A 19,397-nucleotide genomic window follows, 5' to 3' on the forward strand; every position below is an offset into this window, starting at 1 on the left:
GCTCGCCCCTTTAGGCGACGCGATGAAGGTCCGTCGTGGATGGACTGGACTCGTGAATGACGTCCTGTCTCGATTGTCCGGCATCCTCACCTCGCGCCGTGGCGCCTGGGTGTCGCTCGTTCTCGGTCTACTCGCTCTGGTGGGGCTGCTCGCGGTATTCAGTCGTGCCGACATCGCCGCACCCGGCGATGCTCCTGTACCCGAGTCGGAAACCGCCCAGGTGGCAGCCTTGGCCCAGGGATTCCCACGCGCCGATGATCAGGCGCTGCTGGTGGTGGCATCGCGTGATGACGGGAAGGCCCTGACGACCGAAGAGCAGGGCGATCTGGCGTCGCTCTTGCCGGAGATCGATGCGGCGTTGGGGAGCACGGCGGTCGGGCCCGTCGTGAGCGACGACGGCGCAGCGGCGGTGATTCAGGTGACGGTGAGCGTCGGGTCGGGGGCGGATGCCGCTGCCGAGGCGGTCGAGGAGTTGCGCGGGTTCATCGCTGATCACCCGGTCGACGGCGTCACAGTGCGGGTCACGGGCGGTGCCGCGTTCGGCGTGGATGTGGCAGCCGCCTTCGATGGCGCGGACTTCACACTCCTGCTGGTGACCGTCCTGATCGTCGCGCTCCTCCTCGTCGCCACCTACCGGTCACCCGTTCTGTGGCTCGTGCCGCTGGCCGTGGTGGCGTTGGCCGACCAGCTTGCGAGCAAGGCGACCGCAGCACTCGGCGCCGCGCTGGTACTCCCCTTCGACACCGGAATCGTGAGTGTGCTCGTGTTCGGAGCGGGCACGAACTACGCGCTCCTGTTGATCTCCCGGTATCGCGAGGAGCTGAACCGCTCCGACGATCATCGGGCCGCCCTGGCGCGCGCGTGGCGGGCGAGCATCCCTGCGATCGCAGCGTCGAACGCCACGGTGGTCATCTCGCTCCTCGCCCTTCTGCTTGCCGTGGTTCCGGGAACACGAGGTCTGGGCTTGGCGTCCGCGCTCGGGTTGCTGATCGCGTTCGCAGCTGTCGTCCTCGTTCTGCCGCCGGCACTCGCGGTGTGCGGCCGTGGCGTGTTCTGGCCGGCTGTCCCCCGTCCCGGTCGGCCGCAGCCGCGGCCGGGGCTGTGGCGAGCGGTCGGGTCCCGCGTGGTCGCGCGCCCCGTCCTTCCAGTGGTGGCCGGCATCATCGTGCTGGGCGTGATGGCGACGGGTCTTGTCGGGGCTCAGTGGGGTCTCAGTCAGGCTGAGCGGTTCCGAGAACCGTCCGAGTCCGGGATCGGTCTCGACGTGCTGAGTGATCACTTCGTGCCAGGAGCGGCAGAGCCGATGGTCGCGATATCGGACGCGGATGAGGCACAGGCCGTGGCCGAGGCGATGGCCCGAGTCCCCGGCGTTGACCGGGTGGCGCGCACAGCCGAGACGCAGGACGGGGCGCTGGTGAAGTACGTGGTGGTCGGCGCTGCGGAACCCGGGTCACCGGAGGCCTTGCAGCTGGTGCGCGATGTGCGCGACGCCGCGCACAGCGCGTCCGAGTCCGCCCTCGTGGGAGGACCGGCCGGCGCTGCGCTCGACGCTCATGAGGCCAACGTACGAGACTTCCTGCTCATAGCCCCGCTCGTGCTTGCCGTCACCTTCATCGTCCTCGTCCTGCTCCTGCGCGCTGCCGTCGCCCCGCTCCTGCTGCTAATGCTGAACGCGCTCAGTGCGATCGGCGCGATCGGCGCGGGTGCCTGGCTGGGTCGTGTCCTCTTCGGCTGGGAGGCGCTCGATCTGCAGGTACCGTTGCTCTCGTTCCTGTTCCTGGTTGCGCTGGGCGTGGACTACACGATCTTCCTCGTGCACCGGGCGCGCACCGAGGCATTCGCACGGCACACGCGACCAGCGATGGTGACGGCCGTCGCCGCGACCGGTGGTGTCATCACCAGTGCAGGCGTCGTCCTCGCGGGTGTCTTCGCGGCGCTGGGGTTGCTCCCCCTCGTCACGCTCGGGCAGATCGGACTGATCGTCGGCGTCGGCGTACTCGTCGATACCCTTGTCGTACGCACCCTGGTCGTTCCCGCACTGTTCTCGCTCATCGGCGATCGGATGTGGTGGCCGGGCCGGACCCCATCCGGCTCGGCGTCGGACGGCGGAGGCGTTCACGACCGAGAGGAAGGCGTGTCGGCGGATGTCTCAGCCCTTCGCGAACCCGTCGGATGAGACGGGCCAAGGCGGTAACCCGCGCTCCGCGCGGACCTGGCGGAGGCTGGTGGGGTCCTTCAGGGTCGGCCAGTCCATCATCACCGCCGCCCTGTTGGTCGTCGGAGCCGTTCGGGCGATCGGAGACGGCTCGCCGGTGCCATGGGTCATCGCGATCTCGCTGGTCTTCGGCGGCTGGTACTTCGGCGGTCTGCTGCTAAGCGAACGCACGAGGGATCACGGCGTCGCTGCAGGCTGGCTCGTCGGCCTGGCCCTCATCTGGATCGGCGCCGTCGCGATCTCTCCCGAGTTCGTGTGGCTGGCGTTTCCGCTGTGGCTGCTGGCCGGGTTCGTCCTGCGCATGCGGTGGGCGATCCTGTTCAGCATCGGCGTCCTCGCCGTCGTGCTCGCCGCGCCGGTCGTGCACAGCGGCACGACGACGTACGCGAATGTGGTGGGCCCGGTCGTGGGCGGCGTGTTCGCCCTCGGCATCTCGCGTGGCTACCTTGAACTGGTGCGGGACGGCCGCGAGCGCAGCCGGCTCATCTCGTCGCTCGTGACCGCGCACGAGGAGATGGCACAGCTGCAGGATGAGCTCGGCCGGGCCCAGCGGGACGCGGGAGCCGTCGCGGAGCGCACCCGGCTGTCCCGCGACATCCACGACACCATCGCCCAGAGCCTCACATCGATCGTGATGCTCGCGGGGAGCGCCGCACCCATGGCAGCGGATGCCTCGGCGCGGGCATTCACGCAGATCGAGGGTCTGGCCCGGGAAGGACTCGCGGACACCAGGCGCATCGTGGATGCACTCATGCCGGCTGAACTCGAGCACACCGCCCTCGCGGAGGCGCTCCGCCGGATGCTTCATCGGCTCACCGAGGAGACCGGAATCCGCGCCGAGTTGCATGTCGACGACACCGTTCCGGCGCTCCCCGTCGTCGTCGACGTCGCGCTGCTGCGCACGGCGCAATCCGCGCTGGCCAACACCCGCCTGCACGCCAAGGCGAGCCGAGTGGATGTCAGCCTTGTCGACGGCGGCGACAGTGTGAGGCTCGACGTCGTCGACGACGGCGTGGGGTTCGACGCGGCGCGGTGGGAGCGTCTGCCTGCCGGAGCAGGCGGCGGGTATGGGCTGCGGGCGATGCGGGAACGCCTGCGCGAGCTGGGCGGCGGGCTCGACGTCGAGAGCGCACCCGGCAGGGGCGTCGCGCTGTCGGCGTCGGTCCCGGTGGTCGCCGCGGCACGGGGATGACCGTGCTGAGGTTGCTGATCGTCGACGATCACCCGATCGTGCGGGCAGGGGTGCGTGCCCTGTTCGCGGGCCACACCGACATCGAGGTCCTCGGCGAGGCGGCGACCGGCGAAGAGGCAGTGGCCCTTGCTCGGCACCTCGTACCCGATGTCGTGCTGTGCGACCTACGGATGGGTGACGGCATGGACGGGGTCGCGGCGACTCGCGAATTGCGGGCCCTCGTGCCCGCACCCGCCGTCATCATTCTGACCACGTTCGATCGGGATGCCGAGATTCTGGGTGCGATCGAAGCCGGCGCCTCTGGCTATGTGCTGAAGGATGCTCCGCCCGATGCCATCGCACGGGCGGTACGGGAGGCGGCGGCGGGTCGGCTGGCTCTCAGTCCCGAGCTCAGTGAGCGCGTGGTCCAGGTGCTGCGCGCCCCGCGCGTGCGGCTGACCGACCGGGAGCAGGAGGTTCTGCGACTCCTCGACATGGGGTCGTCGAACCCCCAGATCGCCAAGACCCTGTTCGTCACGGAGGCCACGGTGAAGACCCACCTCGTCCACATCTTCGCCAAACTCGGCGTCGACAGCCGCTCGCGAGCCGTCGCCGTCGCGCGCGAGAGGGGGCTGCTGTGACGGTGGCTGCCACCCTTGTCGTGGAGTCCGACCGAACCCATCAATTCCCCGCCGACGAGGTCGATTCGTCCCTCTGCCCATTGAGCTGACGCCGCCGATATGCTCGCGCGGGAATGTAGGCGAGAACGCTGAGCGTCACCGTTGCCAGGAAGAGACTCAGCGCGAAGAAGCCGCCATTGTCGGTGAACTGCGTGATCATCGTGAACAGGATCACCGCGATCATCGGCGTTCCCACCAGAGCGATTCCCCACCAGCCACCGGGGATCTTCGCCGGCCGCGGAAGGTGGGGTTCCCGAATGCGCAGGGCGATGAGCGCTGCGAGGCTGAGGAGGAGCAAGGCGTTGATCAGAAAGACATCCACCACGACAAGGTCAGCGAATGAGCCCAAGCTGAAAAGCGCGTAGAGGACGGAGGACACGACGACCGAGACCCAGGGCGTGCCGGATTTCTTCGTCTGCCGCGCCAGCGCGCCGGTGATCCACCGGTCTCGCGAGAGAACGAACACCACCCTCGAGCTGCTCAGCAGAAGTGACGAGTAGAGCCCCATAGCGGCGACCATCCCCCCGATGGTGACGGCGAGACCGAGTGCGGGCCCGCCGAGCTGAGCGGCGACATCGCCGAAGGATCCGGTGGTCCAGTCCTCCCAGCCACCTGCGGCCAGGGCAGCGATGGTCGGGAGCAGGTACGACAGCACGATCACGATCATCGCGATCACCGTGGCTTTCGGTATGACCCGTCCCGGGTTCTTCACCTCGCCGGCGATCACCCCGACACTGTCGAAGCCGCAATAGCTCCACATGATGATGGAAAGACCCACGCCGAACGATGCGAGCGCGGAGGCCCCCGTGGCGGCGAAAGGGCTCAGCGGATTGACGCCCTCGGTGAGCAGCGTGCTGATACCGACGACAGATAGCACTGCCAATGGGATGAGGACGATGACGGCGATCCAGGCAGAGCTGGCGCCGACGAACCGAGCGCTGAACAGATTCACGATCCCGAAGGGAATGATCACGAAGACCACACCGGCCAGCCACCCCATGGTCATGTCGATCGGGCCGACGCTGAAGAACACCTGGTCGGCGAAGGACGGTGGCAGAAGCAGCGCAAGGTAGCTCGAGAACATCACCGGGTAGAGAGCCATGTCCACCCAGCTGTTCACCCAGCGCAGCGCCCCCGCTTGGAAGGCCCAGAACGAGTTGAGACCGCGACGAGCCCACTCGTATGTGCCCCCTTCCGCGGGCAGCGCGGTCGAGAGTTCTGCCGTGATCGCTGCGATCGGGGCGCCGTAGATGATCGGCGTGATGAGGATGAGGAGTATCGCCAATCCCGGGCCGGCGGCCGGTATTAGCTCCTCGAGCCCGTAGGCTCCGCCCGAGACGCTGAAGAAGATGATGCCCACGAGCGACCACAGCGGGATCTGGCGTTTCAGCGGGTGAACGGCCCGGACGGCCTCCGTCGGGCTCTCGGCGACGGGGATGGCAGGTGTGGGGCTCATGCGGTTTCCTCCAGGGTTAGGACGTCGATGTCCAGATGCGAAGTGTCGGGCGACGGCTCATCCGCCCGAGTGCGGTCATCCGGCACGTGTCGCCGCTGCGTCAGCGGCAGCACGTGGGCCGGTCATGCGGTGTAGATCAGGCGCTTGTTGACGAATTCGTCCATCCCGAGAGGGCCGAGCTCGCGGCCGTAGCCGGATCGCTTCACTCCGCCGAACGGGAGTTCGGCGCCCTCCGCTGCGAGGGCGTTGATGGCGACCATCCCGGTTTCCACCCGTGCGGCGAACGCCTCGGCGCGCGCGATGTCCGTGCTGAAGACGGCGGCTCCCAACCCGAACTCGGTGTCGTTCGCGATGCGCAGAGCATGTTCGTCGTCCTCCGCGCGGTAGACGACCGCGACCGGACCGAACAGTTCCTCGTGATAGGCCCGCATACCCGGGGTCACGCCCGTGAGCACCGCCGGCGAGAAGTAAGCGCCGGGCCCCGTGTGAAGGGTTCCGCCGGTGTGGAGCGTGGCGCCTCGCGATATCGCGTCCTCGATCTGAGCGCACAGATGCTCTGCCGCGGCTCTGGAAGCCATCGGGGGGAACTGGCCATCCCGGAGATCCAATGGGTCTCCCGGTTCGAGCGCACTCGCCAGCTTGGTCAGTTCGCTCACGAACTCGGCGTAGTGCGCAGCGGCGACGATGATTCGCTTGTTCGAGTTGCACGCTTGGCCGAGATTCTCCATCCGCATACTCCACGCCGCCGCGGCAGCCTCGGCGACATGAGCGGTATCGAGGATGACGTGCGGGTCCGATCCTCCCAGCTCCAGAACGACTTTCTTGAGGTGGGCGCCGGCCGCCGCCGCGACCGCGGCCCCCGCGCGCTCGGAGCCGGTCAGCGACACTCCCTGCACACGGGCGTCCTGGATGACAGTACGGATCTGCTCGTGCGTGGCGAATGCCGTGTGGAAGGCGCCTTCGCCGACGCCGGCCTCTCGCAGCAGGTGGTCGAGCGCGAGCGCAGACCGGGGACAGGACTCCGCGGGCTTCAGGAGGATAGTGTTGCCCACCGCAAGATTCGGAGCGACGAACCGCGCAGCCTGGTAGAAGGGGTAGTTCCAGGGCATGATCCCCAGGAGCACCCCCAGCGGGCGCCGTTCGATGCGCGCGCGCCCGCTGCCGGAGGAGATGGGTTGAGGCGCTGTCAGCCGCTCGGCGTGTTGGGCGTAGTAGTCGAAGATGTCGGCGCAGAACTCGACCTCGCCGCGTCCCTGTTCGAGCGGCTTGCCTATCTCGGCGGCAGCGATGGCTGCCAGCTCGGTGGTTCGCTCGCGCAGCAGTGATGCGGCCCGTCGCAGCGGCAGGAGCCGATCGGCGACCGGAACATCTCGGTCGCGGACGTAGGCAGCGTGCGCGCTCTCGATGGCCGCGGCGAGGTCATCGTCAGCGATGGACGTGAACTCCTCGACGAGGTCACCCGTTGCGGGATTCACCACGCGGTACGCGGGGGCGTTCATGTCATGCCTCCGCGCCCGCGTAGTAGACGAAATGCTTCACGAGCCGCTCGTTGACGCGGTACTCGCCGGACCAGCCCGGCTCGATCGTGAAGGCGTCGCCCGCTCCGAAGGTGTGAACGTCGCCGTCGGGGTCGGTGAGGGTGACACGCCCCTCCAGCACGAGCGTGTACTCGTAACCCTCATGCGACGTGACGAACTCCGCGTATGGCTCCGCCGACCACACGCCCACGGTGAGGCGTTCGTCGTCGCTGACCACGTGCGCCAGCTCCATCTCCCTGGGGTCGCCGCCACGCAGGGCGCCTGCCGTCACGTAGGAGCTGGGGGTCATGCTCGGGCCCGCGGCTGCCGCTGTCGGCACGGCGCGGATCTTGCTCATCGGTGTGCGTTCCTTCGCTGTCTCAGGATGACTGCAGAATCGTTGCGGCGGTGCCACGGCCGGTCCGGACGGCGCCTTCCATGTAGCCGCAGACCCACTGGTCCGACCCGCACACATAGAAGGGCGGCTCGTGGGTGGCGTGGAGCGGCCCGACTGCCATGACGTCCCCGGGACGCCACCCGGTGGCGTAGCCCTGCGTCCAGGGGTCCGTCGCCCAGTTGCGCAGGTAGAACCGGGCATGCTCCGCAGCCCGCGGGCCAAGAACGCCGACGAGCTCCTCGGTGAGCTCGGCTTCTCGACGGTGCACGGGAGTGGCCAGGTACTCGCCGAGACTCGAGGGTGGAATGAGTCCCGAAAGGACGCCCTCGCTCTGCGCCCACGTCCCGCCGAGGATCGTGTTTTCCATGTAGCTGGTGCCGTTGCGCCCGTCGTTCTCCCAGAACGACTCCTCGTACATCGCGGCGACCTTGACGGTGAGGCAGTTGCGCTGCCGATGCAGCGACGCCATGCGTCCGTCGCTGACGCCCGTGATCCGGACGTCGCGAAGAGGGCCGACTGGCAGCGCCGACACGATGGCGGTTGCGCCGATGAGCTCTCCCGTGGCCAGTCGCACTGTGTTGTTCCCGCCGCCGATGCGAATCTCGGCCACCGGACTGCTGTAGCGGACGCGGTCGCCGAGCTGCTCCGCCATCCGCAGGGCGACGGTGGCGGAACCTTCGAGCACGCGCTCGTTCTCCCAGGCTTCGTAGTTGTAGAAGCCGTCTGCTCCGGCCGCGGACTCCTTGCGGAGGTACGCGAGAAGGGACGACCGCTCGATCGAGTCGTCGGCAAGTGCCTTGGCCGACAGGTGGAGGGCCCGCACGACCGCCGGCGAGCCTCCCTGATCACGGATCCATGCGCCGACGGACAGCGAGTCCAGGCGCTCGGCGTCGGGGTGCGACCAAGGGTCGTCCGGGTCCACGGTCGCCGCGAGCGCTGAGAACTGCTTCTCGACGGTGTCGTAGATCCTGCGGTCGGCGCTGCTCATCCACGGCAGGTCATCTCCCAGGAACGAGCCATCCGTCAGACTCCATGTTGTCTCGCCGCTGCTGGCGACGAACGTCGGACCGAGCGTCAAGCCGAGCTCCGTCACCAGCTGCTTGTAGGCGGTGTGAAAGCTGCCGACGATCTCACCGCCGAGCTGGATGAGACGCCCGTCGGGCGTACGCGTCTGCTCGACGCGGCCGCCTGGACGAGCCCGGGCCTCGACGACGAGCACATCGGTCCCTGCCGCGGCAAGGTCTCGCGCCGCGCTCAGTCCAGCGAGCCCCGCTCCGATCACGATGACGTCGTGGTTTTCCATGTTCGTTCTCCTTCGATAAGCGGATCAGCCGCGCGGCGCCGCAGCCAGTGAGTCGTCTGGTTCGAGAGCCGGCTCCTGGTGCCGACGCTGGTACCACCGCGCGGGGAAATACGCGATCACGCTCGCGCCGAGCGTGGCGGCGAGGATCACGAACGCGAAGAGACCGTAGTCGAGCCACTGGAGGTACATGAGGAAGAGGATGCTGGCGACCAGGGGCACTCCCACCAGCGCGATCCCCCACCATCCCCACGGCAGCTTGGTGGGTCGAGCCAGAGTCGGCTGCTTGATGCGAAGCGCAATGAGGGCGACCAGGTTCATCAGAAGCAGGATGTTGATGAGGAACACATCGAGGACGACGAGATCGACGAAGCTTCCGAGCGTGAAGAAGGCGTAGATCACCGAACACACGATGATCGAGACGACGGGCGAACCGGTCCTGCGCGACTGGCGCGCCAGCACGGGCGTGAGCCAGCGGTCGCGTGAGAGCACGAACGGGGTGCGGGCGCTGCTCATCAGCAGCGATGAGTAGAGCCCGATGCTGCAGAACAGTGCCCCGATCGTGACGAACATGGCCAGCCAGGGGCCACCGAGCACTGCGGCCACATCGGAGAACGATCCCGCGTACCACTCCTCCCACCCGGGAATCGCCAGGGCACCGATCAGGGGCAGCGCGTAGGTTGCGATGATGACGATCATCGAGACGACCATCGCTTTGGGGATGGTCTTCCCCGGGTTCTTGATCTCACCCGCGATCAGGCCGACGCGGTCGAAGCCGCAGTAGCACCACATCACTACCGACAAGCCGATCGTGATGGCGGCACCGGGCGATTCGCCGTCGGCCATGAAGGGGACGAACGGATTCGTGCCGTCCTGGATCAGCCGCCAGATTCCCAGACCTGCGACGATCAGCAGAGGCAGGAGCGCGAAGACGCTGAAGAGCAGCGCGCTGTCGCCGACGCTCTTCGCACCCCGGATGTTCAACAGCGCCATCGGGATGATGACCAGGACGACGCCGGCGACCCAGTGCAGATCCAGCTGGAACGGGCCGAACGAGAAGAACACGACTTCTCCCTCGCCGACGACCGGAACCAGCGTCGAGAAGTAGCTCGCGAAAAGGACCGGATAGATCGCCATGTCGACCCAGCTGTTGATCCAGCGCAGGATCCCCGCCTGGAAGGCCCAGAAGCCCCCGACGGACCGCTTCATCCATTCATATGTTCCGCCTTCGGCCGGGATGGCCGTGGAGAGCTCCGTGGTGATTGCTGCGATGGGGATGCCGTAGATCGCGGGAACGAGCACGAGAAGCAGAAGCGCGAGGCCGGGGCCGGATGCACTGACGAGCGCCTCGAGGGAGTAGGCGCCCCCGGAGACGCTGAAGAAGATGATGCCGACCAGCGGGAGGAATGCGACTTGCCTGACCACCTTGGTCGTGGTCGTGGTTTCGAACATGGACATGTGGGGACCTCGTTGTCGGAGTGTTGTGGGGTGCCGTGTAGACCGGCGGGGTCAGCGTGTGCTCAAGCGTGGATCACCGTGTAGACCTTGGTGATCGTCGCGTCGACGACCCAGCGACCCTTCCAGCCGGGCTGCATGAGCACCGTGACGCCGGGCCACAGTTCCAGAACGGCACCATCGTCGTCGATGAGCCGACCGGCACCGGCCAGGACGTGGATGTACTCGGTGTATCCGGTGTGGTCGGTGAGGAACTCACCCGGCGTGACGCGCCAGAGTCCGACCTGGTGTGTAGCCGTGTCTTCGATGGCGAACGTGGAGGCTGTCGGGGAGCCGGCAACGACACGTTCGGCTGCGATGGCCACATCGTCCGGCCAGTTGATCGCGGAAGTCTCGTACCAGGCGGCGGAGAACCCGTTCATGCGGCCACCCTGCTTTCCGCCGCAATGAGGGCTGCAGCGGCGCTATGGCCGCTGCGCAACGCCCCCTCCATGAGGCCGGTGAACTCCGGGTCGATGTACTCACCCGCGAAGTACAACCGGCCGTACGCAGCCGCGAGAGCTTCCGCGTCCTGGACGCTGAAGCCCGGCGCGTGAGCCGTATAGGCCCCGCGCGCGAGTGGATCGAATGGCCAGCTGGTGATTACGGCCCCTGCGTGGCCAATGGCCAGGTCGGCGCGAAGGGCGCGCACCTCCCCCTCCCATCCGCGTGCACCGCGATCTATGCCGAGGCGGAGGAGATGGCCGATCTCTCCGCCGAAGCAGTTGAGCACGGGGGCTACCGCGCCTCCGAGTCCGTTCGCAGTCCAGGTCCAGAACCTCCCGGACACGCTCATCACCGCGCTCGCCCGCGGGACCTCGTCGAGGGCCAGGTGGAGTTTCGCCGCATTGCCCTGCACGATGCGCGACATCGCCTGGCGCTTTCTATCGGGGATGTCGATGAGCAGCGATGTCGCATCGATCAGCACGCCGAAGGGCAGCGCGACGACGGCGTAGTCGAAGGACTCCTCCTCGCCGCCGGCCGTAATCACGACCTCGTCGCCGTGCTGCACAGCAGCCTGGACCTTGGAATTCAAGCGGATCGCATCCCCGAGCACGGATGCCATCGCATCGGGAAGGCGCTGATTGCCGCCACCGATACGCCAGCTCGGCTGTGGGTGGAAGGAGGCGACGTGATCGAGAGTTCCCTGGGCCGAGACCTGGTCGACGCGCACGGCAGTTGACATCTCGATCCTGGCCTCGAGCGCCTCGCGGGTGTCTCCCTCGACGCCGATCTCGTCCAGCACATCAGCGACCGAGCGCGCGCCGCTGCCGGTCGCGACCGCTTCGGCGGCGCGTTCGCCCAGTGTCGCCATCGCGTCGGTGCTGACATGAGGCCGGTCGCCAGGGATGCGGACGTAGTAGCTCATTCCCGTATCGACGAGCTCGAGCCCGTGCTTCCGGCAGTGGTCACGGAGGGTCGAATACCCGCCGAGGACGAACTCCGCGCCGCGTTCGATGACGTGGAGACCGCCGGCCGCGCTGATCGTCTCGGACCATACGCGGCCGCCGACACGATTCCGCGCCTCGAACACCGTCACGTCGTGGCCCGCGCCGACGAGCTCAGTTGCAGCCGCGAGGCCGGCGAGGCCGGCACCGAGTACGGCGGTGCGCGTCATGTCATCTCCTTCGACGTTTCTGCCGCCGCTGGCTTCGCCTGCGCGACAACGACAAAGCTACGAACATCGCACTGACGCTCCTACTGCGCAAACGGCTAGAGTTTGCTCGTTGTTCATACGAAGGGTGAGAGTCCTGAACGCCTTCACGATCGCCGACCTGGTCAGCGACCCGACGCTCGACACCAGCTTGGTGAGCGGCGGTGACGGATCGGACCGGACCGTCCTGTGGGCACATTCCTGCGAGATGGAACACCCCGACAAGTGGCTGGGTCCGCACGAGCTCCTGATGACCATCGGACTGTGCATTCCTCATGGCGCGCAGCAGCAGCGAGATCTCATCGCCAGGCTCGATGACGCCGGGCTGGCCGGCATCGCGGTCGGCGACGATGGGCTCGCTCCACGCCTCACCAAGGCGATGCTCTCCGAGGCAGACGCCCGAGGTTTCCCCGTTCTCAGGACGGGGCCGAACACGCCGTTCGCAGCGATAGGACGAACCGTCGCCGCCGCCAACGCGGAACGACAGACGATGAGCGTGCTCGGCCTCGCCAAGCTCTACCAGGTCGCAGGCCAAGATCATCGAGGTCATCGCCGCACGAGCGACGATCTCGGCGACCTCCTCGGCATCCGTCTCACCGTCGTGGACGATGCGACGGGATGCGTCCTTCTGGGGCGGGGTGCGCTCGCCCCCGCTGGCGCACGGGCGTACCCCCTCCGGACGCACCGTCCGACGCACCTCATGATCGATGCCGGCGCTCCGCTCGACAGCCTGACGCTGGTCCACGTCACCCAGATCCTCACAGTCCATGCCAATGCGGTCGCGCAGGATGCGGAAGCCCGTTTGAGAGATGGGGCGGCCGTGCTCGAGCAGGCGCTCGTCGGGCGTGCGAACGTCCATGGCGATCTCCTTCGGCTCTGGGGACAGGAGACCGCGGGGTATCGCGCTGTCGCCACTACGTGCAAGACCCCATTGCGCCTGCAGACGGCGCTTGCAGTCGCCGAGCTTCCGACCACGGCAATCGAGGCCGACGGCAGGATCGTTGTGGTCACTCCCACCCACCGTCTCGAGGAGCTTCGCTCGCTCGTGGAGGAGATCTGTGCCGAGTCGGGCGTATCCGCGGTGCATCGGGACCTCCGCGACGTCTCGGGAGCCGTGGCCGAAGCCACGGCGGAGCACGCAGCAGTGCGTGGCCGCGGGGAGCACTGGCGGGAGTTCCAGGGTGAGCAGGTGTCTTTGGTGGCGCGCTCACGGTCAGAGGCCGCACAGATCATCGACACGGTGCTCGGGCCGCTGGCCCGCGAGGAGCAGCGATACGGTCTGTTGCGGGAGACCCTCTTCGCGTTCCTTGACAACGACCTCCACTGGAGCGTCACCGCGCAGACGCTCGGCATGCATCGCCAGGGCCTCGTCTATCGACTCAACAGGGCCGAGGAGCTCACGGGCCGAAGCGTGCGCAGAACTCGGGACGTCTCGGAGCTGTGGCTGGCCAGAACAGCGTGGCGGCAGCTCAGGGAGGGTTGACACCCTCGTCGACCCGCTTCATCCATTTCGACATCTCGGCGGATCCCCGCGCGAAGTGCGGGCTTGCCGGCTCGTTCAGGAAACCGTGCTCCGATCCGGCCACGATGGTCTCGTACGTCCGGACTGCCGCATGGCGCAACTGCTCGGCGAAGCGCTTGCCGGAAGCTCGGAGGATGTCGCGGTCGGCATCCAGGATGAGGGTCCGCGGCAACCCAGCCGGGTCCCCTTGTCCAGGGAAGACGCGAGGGTCGGCGAGCAGCTCCTCGGCGCCGGCGTAGTTGAGTGCCATGCGTTCCGCCCAGCGAGTGCCCTGTGCGTCGGTCAACTGCTGCAGACGCACGCCCTCGGCATCCGCGTGAACCGGCAAGCCGGAGTGGAAGACGCCGTACACGAGGACGAGACCCACGGGCAGCGAGCGGCCGTCGTCACGCAGCTTGACCGCGGCGCTCGCAGCGAGGCACGCGCCCGCACTCGCCCCGCCGAGGAAGGCCTTGGCACTCGCGGAGAGGTCCGCGAAGGCCTCCAGGATGTCGTCCTGCGCGGCCGGGTAGCGCCCGCCGGCCGGATCCGACGGAAGCGGGCCGTCGTCAGAGAAGTCCGGGGCCAGACGGTACTCGAGGGTTCTCACGTGCCGACCGGCTCCCGCAAGCTGACGGGCGACGGCATCCGACTCGGGCATGTCGATGCTGCCGCCCGCAAAGGCGCCGCCATGCACCCAGAGCAGCGGCCGGCCCGCCGAGCGTTCCGGGACGTAGTCGCGCACTGCGGTTCCCGTTCCCGGGAGCTGGTGGTCGCGGACCGTGAAGCTCATAGGCGGGAAGGCTTCCGTTCGTCGCCCGTGGCCTCGCGATGTGCGGCGAGCACCTCGCGGTAGACCGCGCCGGACTGTTTCACGGTGCGCCGCTGCGTGGCGTAGTCCACGCCGACGATGCCGAACCGCTTCGTGTAGCCCTCGGCCCACTCGAAATTGTCGAGAAGAGACCAGGCGAAGTACCCGCGCAGGGGCACGCCCGCATCAGTGCTCTGCGTCGCGGCATCCAGGTGGTCCAGCAGGTAGGCGACACGCTCGGCGTCGACGATCACCCCATCCGGGGCGGGCTGATCGTCCCAGGCGGACCCGTTCTCGGTGATGTAGATCGCCTCCGGAGCGTAGCGGTCGTGCGTCTGGGCGATGATGTCGGCGATCCCCTGGGGGTATACCTCCCAGTCCATCGCCGTGTACGTGCCGTCCGGGCGGGTCTCCTGCGCTCGCGTCACCGCGACCGACTGGTCGGCACGGACGACGGCGCGGGCGTAGTAGTTGATGCCGACGAAATCGATCGGCGCCGCGATGGCCTCGAGATCTCCAGGCTCAACAGGGATGGGCTCCGAGAACAGCTCCCCCGTCAGCGGATGGTACTCGCCGCGCATGATGGGGTGCAGGAACAGCCAGTTGCGGTACAGGTCGTTACGCGCCGCCGCCGCCACGTCGTCGGGCTCGGCGGTCGCGGGCTGTGTCGGGCTCATGCTCAGCGCGATGCCCACCTGGCTGTCGGCGGGAAGCGCGGCGCGCAGCGCCCGGACGCCGAGACCGTGAGCGAGGAGTGAGTGGTGCACGGCCCGGACCGCGAGCGCCTCGGAACGATCGCCCGGGGCGTGGACGCCCAGCAGGTGGCCGAGGAACACGTACACCCAGGGCTCGTTGAGGGTGGTCCAGTGCCGCACCCGGTCCCCAAGGCGCTCGGCGACGTGGTTCGTGTACTCGGCGAACCGGTGGGCCGTGGACCGGTCGGCCCACCCTCCCGCGTCCTGCTGCCACTGCGGCAGATCCCAGTGGTAGAGCGTCACGAACGGATCGATGCCGCTTGCCAGCAGCTCATCCACCAGCCGGTCGTAGAAGTCGAGCCCACGGCGGTTCGCCACTCCGTCGCGTGCGGGCACGATGCGCGGCCAGGCGACCGAGAAGCGGTACGCCGAAAGGCCGAGATCGCGCATGAGCGCGACGTCGTCGCGCCACCGGCGGAAGTGGTCGTCGGCGTCGTCGAGCGTGTCGCCCCCTGCGACCGCCCCGGGAATCCGCGCGAAGGTGTCCCAGACGCTCGGGGTGCGGCCGTCTGCCGAGACCGAGCCCTCGATCTGCGGCGCCGCGGTCGCCGCGCCCCACACGAAGCGCTCGGGGAATCGTCGGCCGAGATCCCGTGCGCGAGTGCGCAGTTCGGCGGGCAGGGATGGGATGCCGGTCATCCGGCGTGTCCCTGAACGAACCGCGAGCTGCTGGACCCCTGGAGGTCGGCATCCCGGATCAGTGCCGGGATCGTCGGATCGTCGGGCAGCTGGATGGTGTCGGACACGCGGATGTCGCGCGAGGACGCCCCGACCTCGATACGGAAGTCGCCTCCCTCGCGACGCCACAGACCCAGGCGCCCGTCGCCGCGGGCGGCCGCCGCGTCCCAGTAGGCGAAGTCGCGGCTCTCCAGCGCGAATTCCACCCGCACGGACTGGCCCGCTTCGAGCCGGACCTTCTCGAACCCGCGCAGCTCCCGGACAGGTCGGTACACTTCGGCGTCCGGGTCGCCGATGTACAGCTGCACGATCTCGGCACCCGCGACGGGCCCCTCGTTCGCGATCGTCACCGATACGCGAACGCGTGCGGCCGCGGCATCCGTGACCTCCACCGACAGGTCGGAGTACGCGAACGACGTGTACGACAGACCGTGCCCGAACGGGTACCGCACCGTGCGGCCCAGTGCGTCGTACCAGCGGTAGCCGATGAAGACGCCCTCGCCGTAGAGCACCGTGCCGCGCTCCCCCAGCCAGTTGGGCTGACCGGGCGTGTCCTCGACGGCGGTCGGGAAGGTCTCGGAGATCTTGCCGGAAGGGTTCACCCGGCCGAACAGCACGTCCGCGACGGCGCCGCCGAGTGCCTGGCCGGTGAGCCAGGACTCGACGATAGCGTCGACGCGGTCGTGCCAGGGATCCATCGTCACGGCTGTGCCGTTGGAGAGCACGACGACGAGCGTCGCGCCGGTGCGCTCTCGCAGGTCGGCCAGGCGCGAGATGAGGGCCACGTGGTCGCCCGGGAGTGCGAGGGTCGCGCGGTCGTTGGCCTCCTGCTCGAAAGCGAGCGGCAGGCCCGCGAACACGACGATGGTCTCGGCGTCTTCAGCGGCCGCCACGGCCTCATCGATCAGGCGCTCCGCGGTCGGTGAGAGCGGGCCGTTCACCGCATGCTGCACTGCTTCGGCCAGCTGCAGTTCGCGGGCGAGAGTCGCCGACCGGCGGGCGACGGTCGGGCGCCCCTCGACGAAGGCGATCTCGTGTGCGGCGAGGGTGGCGATATTGTCGTCCTGGTAGGGGTTCTTCGGCAGGTGGACGTACCCGGGCGAATAGATCACACGCTCCCCCGCGATCGCGCGGATCGCTTCGAGCGGCGCGTCGACCCGCGTCGGATCGACACCGGACGAGCCGCCGCCCTGGATACGGGCGTGCTCGGCGAACGCGCCGACGACCGCGATCGTGCCCGTGCCAGCCTCCGACAGGGGCAGCACGGCACGCCCATGCGGTGCGGGCTCGTTGCGCAGGAGTGTGATGCAGGCCGCGGCCGCCTCGCGTGCCAGGGCGTGGTGCTCGTCGGCGCGCAGGAGTTCGAGCTGCGCGGTGGTCAGCCGGTCGCCCGCACTGTGTCCGAGTGACATGACCGGTCCGTCCACGAGGTCGGCGCCGGGATAAGCGCGAGCGACCAGTCGCAGCACACGGCGGGCAGCATTGTCGACGATCGCCTCGTCGAGCTCGCCGGCGCGCACGGCTGCCACGATCTCGGCATCCGTTCGCCCCTCGGTGCCGGGCATCTCGAGGTCGAGCCCTGCCCGCACGGCAGCGACCCGATCGTGCACGGCGTTCCAGTCCGAGACCACGGCACCCCGAAAGCCCCATTCGTCACGCAGGATCTCGGTCAGCAGCCACCGGTTCTCGGACGCGTGCACGCCCCGCAGCCGGTTGTACGAGCACATGACCGTCCACGGGTCAGCTTTGCGGACCACCCGCTCGAACGCCGCGAGGTAGGTCTCGCGCAGCGTCCGGTCGTCGACGACGACCGATATTCTCGTGCGCTCGATCTCCTGGTTGTTGGCGGCGAAGTGCTTGAGCGAGGTGCCGACACCGGTGGACTGCACACCCTGCACGTATGCCGCGCCCAGCTCCCCTGAATGCATGGGGTCTTCCGAGAAGTACTCGAAGTTTCGGCCGCACAACGGGGAGCGCTTCATGTTGACGCCTGGCCCGAGCACGACCTGCACGCCCTCCGCGCGCGCCTCCTCGCCGATGGCGGCGCCCACCCGGCGGGTGAGGTCGCGATCCCACGACGCACCCATGGCTGAGGCGGTCGGGAAGCCGGTGGCAGGCACCCACACCATGTCGACGCCCGTCTCCTTGCGCAGACCATGCGGGCCGTCGCCCACCTCGATCGGCGGCACCGCCCGGGACAGGCCCGGGCGATCGATGGGCTGGGTGAACCAGTCGTCGAGCCCTGACAGCAGCGAGGCCTTCTCTTCGAGCGTGAGCTCGGCGAGCACTGTGTCGACGTCGAACTGCGGGAGGGTCATTGATCTGCTTTCTGAACGAGAGAGCGTGGCGAATCGGATGCTGCGGCACCGCCAGGCGGGGCCGCAGCGGGTATCAGTGCAGTGGCGGGAGCGAGTCCATCTGCCGTTCGAGGAACTCGTCGAGCATCGCCACCGCGCGGTTGTGGTTGTCGACGACGGGGTCGAGGAGGATCGCCTGCAGCAGCTTCTGCTTCGACTGCTCGACGTACGCTTCGACGAGCAGCTTGTGGATGGAGCCCTGCAGGCGCACCATCGCGGAGATGCCCTCCGGCAGCGGTTCCATCTGCAACGGCACCAGCTCGCCGTCCACGACCTTCGCCGGCACCTCGACGACCATCTCGTCCGGAAGGCCCGGGATCGCACCGCGGTTCGGGATGTTCACGGCCGGAAGTTCGCGTTCCACGCCGCACCCGATCCACTCGATGATGGGGATGGCCAGCTCCTCGGACGACTCCAGCGGACGCTCGTCGAGGGATGCCTCGAGCGACATCAGCGTCTCGTCCGTACGGCGGGCGTGGAACCCGCGCTCGGTGTCGACCAGGCCGATGTGGTAATGCCACTCCGGGGTCTGCGCGCCCTCGGCCCAGGGCGAGCCGTCGGCGCGGTCGTGGAAGTACTGGAGCTGAGCCGGGACGTAGTCGTCGGCCCACGAGAGGTATTCGCCGATGTGGTTGGCGCTCGGCGACGGCCACAGCCCGAACCGGCGGAAGAGAATGCGCGACAGCCCGATCTCGTGCCAGTCCGAGACCCAGTTCGCCTCGCGCTCGACCTCACGCAGCCGCGGGTAGAGGTCTTCACCGGTGCGACGATCGCGGATGGTCTGGAACCACTGGAAGTGGTTGATGCCTGCCGCGGACAGCTCGAGGTTCTCGAGGGGGATGTCCAGCAGCCGGGAGATCTGCCCGGCGCCCGCGAAGTAGCCGTGGCAGAGGCCCACGACCTTGACGTTCGTCAGGCGGGAGATCGCCTCGCAGACCTTGTGCTCTGGGTTGGAGAAGTTGAGGAAGTACGCATCGGGCGCGTTCTTCTCGATCGAGCGCGCGATCTCCAGCAGGGGCGCGAACTGACGCAGTGCGTGGAACAGTCCGCCCGGGCCGCCGTTCTCGCCGTACACCTGCTTGAAGCCGTACGTGCGGGGGATCGTGAAGTCCTGTGACCAGTAGTGGTAGCGGTTGACCTCGATCGCGGCGACGATGAAGTCGGCCCCGGAGACCGCCTGGTCCAGGTCCGTGGTCGACGAGAGGATGGCCCGATGGCCGAGGCGCTCGATGACGCTTCGGGCGTACGATTCCATCTCGGCCAGCGGCTGCGCCGCGACGTCCATTAGCACGATCTCGAGACCCTTGTCGGCGATCGGCTGACTCAGGAGCAGGTCGCGGACGATGGTCCCGGCGAACTGCCGGCTGCCTGCTCCGATCAAGGTGACTTTCATGAGGTGGAACTCTCCGTT

General features: G+C 68.1%; 15 protein-coding genes. 4 read left to right on the forward strand and 11 right to left on the reverse strand.

The window, feature by feature from the left end; all coding sequences use genetic code 11:
• The first annotated feature begins 52 nt into the window (after nucleotides 1-52).
• The 3 genes from JNB61_RS11520 to JNB61_RS11530 are packed head-to-tail and all read left to right on the forward strand — an operon-like array spanning nucleotide 53 to nucleotide 4,027.
• Complete coding sequence (locus tag JNB61_RS11520) at nucleotides 53-2,176, forward strand: MMPL family transporter (protein WP_308289167.1); 2,124 nt, start codon at nucleotides 53-55, stop codon at nucleotides 2,174-2,176.
• A 49-nt stretch (nucleotides 2,177-2,225) separates the two neighbouring features.
• Nucleotides 2,226-3,407, forward strand: a complete 1,182-nt coding sequence (locus JNB61_RS11525; RefSeq protein WP_308289168.1) for a sensor histidine kinase — start codon at nucleotides 2,226-2,228, stop codon at nucleotides 3,405-3,407.
• Entirely contained in the window at nucleotides 3,404-4,027 is a 624-nt protein-coding gene (locus tag JNB61_RS11530) for a response regulator (RefSeq protein WP_222855355.1), read from the forward strand. Before JNB61_RS11525 ends, JNB61_RS11530 begins: the two co-directional genes overlap by 4 nt.
• A 40-nt stretch (nucleotides 4,028-4,067) precedes the next feature.
• Here JNB61_RS11530 and JNB61_RS11535 read toward each other — a convergent pair whose 3' ends face one another.
• The 7 genes from JNB61_RS11535 to JNB61_RS11565 form a co-directional block, all read right to left on the reverse strand.
• Nucleotides 4,068-5,522 carry an APC family permease gene (locus JNB61_RS11535; protein ID WP_220339723.1) on the reverse strand — a complete coding sequence of 485 codons (1,455 nt, stop codon included), beginning with the start codon at nucleotides 5,520-5,522 and terminating at the stop codon, nucleotides 4,068-4,070.
• 122 nt (nucleotides 5,523-5,644) lie between these two features.
• Nucleotides 5,645-7,021 carry an aldehyde dehydrogenase family protein gene (locus tag JNB61_RS11540; protein ID WP_220289215.1) on the reverse strand — a complete coding sequence of 459 codons (1,377 nt, stop codon included), beginning with the start codon at nucleotides 7,019-7,021 and terminating at the stop codon, nucleotides 5,645-5,647.
• A 1-nt stretch (nucleotide 7,022) separates the two neighbouring features.
• Nucleotides 7,023-7,397, reverse strand: a complete 375-nt coding sequence (locus JNB61_RS11545; RefSeq protein WP_220289216.1) for a cupin domain-containing protein — start codon at nucleotides 7,395-7,397, stop codon at nucleotides 7,023-7,025.
• A 22-nt stretch (nucleotides 7,398-7,419) separates the two neighbouring features.
• On the reverse strand, nucleotides 7,420-8,739 hold the full coding sequence (locus JNB61_RS11550; RefSeq protein WP_220289217.1) for a flavin monoamine oxidase family protein: 1,320 nt from the start codon (nucleotides 8,737-8,739) through the stop codon (nucleotides 7,420-7,422).
• A 24-nt stretch (nucleotides 8,740-8,763) separates the two neighbouring features.
• A complete protein-coding gene (locus JNB61_RS11555) occupies nucleotides 8,764-10,194 on the reverse strand; it encodes an APC family permease (RefSeq protein WP_220289218.1) in 1,431 nt (476 codons plus the stop codon).
• A gap of 62 nt (nucleotides 10,195-10,256) precedes the next feature.
• On the reverse strand, nucleotides 10,257-10,613 hold the full coding sequence (locus JNB61_RS11560; protein WP_220289219.1) for a cupin domain-containing protein: 357 nt from the start codon (nucleotides 10,611-10,613) through the stop codon (nucleotides 10,257-10,259).
• Nucleotides 10,610-11,848 carry a flavin monoamine oxidase family protein gene (locus JNB61_RS11565; protein ID WP_220289220.1) on the reverse strand — a complete coding sequence of 413 codons (1,239 nt, stop codon included), beginning with the start codon at nucleotides 11,846-11,848 and terminating at the stop codon, nucleotides 10,610-10,612. The genes JNB61_RS11560 and JNB61_RS11565 overlap by 4 nt, the downstream gene beginning before the upstream one ends.
• Between JNB61_RS11565 and JNB61_RS11570 the strand changes: the two genes are divergently transcribed.
• Entirely contained in the window at nucleotides 11,847-13,367 is a 1,521-nt protein-coding gene (locus JNB61_RS11570) for a PucR family transcriptional regulator (RefSeq protein WP_220289221.1), read from the forward strand. The two genes, JNB61_RS11565 and JNB61_RS11570, sit on opposite strands and share 2 nt — an antisense overlap.
• Here the strand turns inward: JNB61_RS11570 and JNB61_RS11575 are convergent.
• From JNB61_RS11575 to JNB61_RS11590, 4 genes are all read right to left on the reverse strand, one after another.
• Nucleotides 13,354-14,178, reverse strand: coding sequence for an alpha/beta hydrolase (locus tag JNB61_RS11575; RefSeq protein WP_220289222.1), 825 nt, complete (start codon nucleotides 14,176-14,178; stop codon nucleotides 13,354-13,356). The genes JNB61_RS11570 and JNB61_RS11575 overlap by 14 nt on opposite strands.
• Nucleotides 14,175-15,590 (reverse strand): GH1 family beta-glucosidase, encoded by a 1,416-nt coding sequence (locus JNB61_RS11580; RefSeq protein WP_220289223.1) that lies wholly within the window; start codon nucleotides 15,588-15,590, stop codon nucleotides 14,175-14,177. The genes JNB61_RS11575 and JNB61_RS11580 overlap by 4 nt, the downstream gene beginning before the upstream one ends.
• Nucleotides 15,587-17,947 (reverse strand): glycoside hydrolase family 3 C-terminal domain-containing protein, encoded by a 2,361-nt coding sequence (locus tag JNB61_RS11585; protein WP_220289224.1) that lies wholly within the window; start codon nucleotides 17,945-17,947, stop codon nucleotides 15,587-15,589. Before JNB61_RS11585 ends, JNB61_RS11580 begins: the two co-directional genes overlap by 4 nt.
• Nucleotides 17,948-18,020: 73 nt before the next feature.
• Nucleotides 18,021-19,379, reverse strand: a complete 1,359-nt coding sequence (locus JNB61_RS11590; protein ID WP_220339724.1) for a family 4 glycosyl hydrolase — start codon at nucleotides 19,377-19,379, stop codon at nucleotides 18,021-18,023.
• Between the last annotated feature and the right edge of the window lie 18 nt (nucleotides 19,380-19,397).

The sequence above is a fragment of the Microbacterium ureisolvens genome, assembly GCF_019511645.1.
Taxonomy (GTDB): domain Bacteria; phylum Actinomycetota; class Actinomycetes; order Actinomycetales; family Microbacteriaceae; genus Microbacterium; species Microbacterium ureisolvens_A.

Excerpts from the sequence above, each read along its gene's own strand:
- JNB61_RS11530 (WP_222855355.1), top strand. The coding sequence starts at position 3,404 with ATGACCGTGCTGAGGTTGCTGATCGTCGACGATCACCCGATCGTGCGG.
- JNB61_RS11535 (WP_220339723.1), bottom strand. The coding sequence starts at position 5,522 with ATGAGCCCCACACCTGCCATCCCCGTCGCCGAGAGCCCGACGGAGGCC.
- JNB61_RS11540 (WP_220289215.1), bottom strand. The coding sequence starts at position 7,021 with ATGAACGCCCCCGCGTACCGCGTGGTGAATCCCGCAACGGGTGACCTC.
- JNB61_RS11545 (WP_220289216.1), bottom strand. The coding sequence starts at position 7,397 with ATGAGCAAGATCCGCGCCGTGCCGACAGCGGCAGCCGCGGGCCCGAGC.
- JNB61_RS11550 (WP_220289217.1), bottom strand. The coding sequence starts at position 8,739 with ATGGAAAACCACGACGTCATCGTGATCGGAGCGGGGCTCGCTGGACTG.
- JNB61_RS11555 (WP_220289218.1), bottom strand. The coding sequence starts at position 10,194 with ATGTCCATGTTCGAAACCACGACCACGACCAAGGTGGTCAGGCAAGTC.
- JNB61_RS11560 (WP_220289219.1), bottom strand. The coding sequence starts at position 10,613 with ATGAACGGGTTCTCCGCCGCCTGGTACGAGACTTCCGCGATCAACTGG.
- JNB61_RS11570 (WP_220289221.1), top strand. The coding sequence starts at position 11,847 with ATGTCATCTCCTTCGACGTTTCTGCCGCCGCTGGCTTCGCCTGCGCGA.
- JNB61_RS11565 (WP_220289220.1), bottom strand. The coding sequence starts at position 11,848 with ATGACGCGCACCGCCGTACTCGGTGCCGGCCTCGCCGGCCTCGCGGCT.
- JNB61_RS11575 (WP_220289222.1), bottom strand. The coding sequence starts at position 14,178 with ATGAGCTTCACGGTCCGCGACCACCAGCTCCCGGGAACGGGAACCGCA.
- JNB61_RS11580 (WP_220289223.1), bottom strand. The coding sequence starts at position 15,590 with ATGACCGGCATCCCATCCCTGCCCGCCGAACTGCGCACTCGCGCACGG.
- JNB61_RS11585 (WP_220289224.1), bottom strand. The coding sequence starts at position 17,947 with ATGACCCTCCCGCAGTTCGACGTCGACACAGTGCTCGCCGAGCTCACG.
- JNB61_RS11590 (WP_220339724.1), bottom strand. The coding sequence starts at position 19,379 with ATGAAAGTCACCTTGATCGGAGCAGGCAGCCGGCAGTTCGCCGGGACC.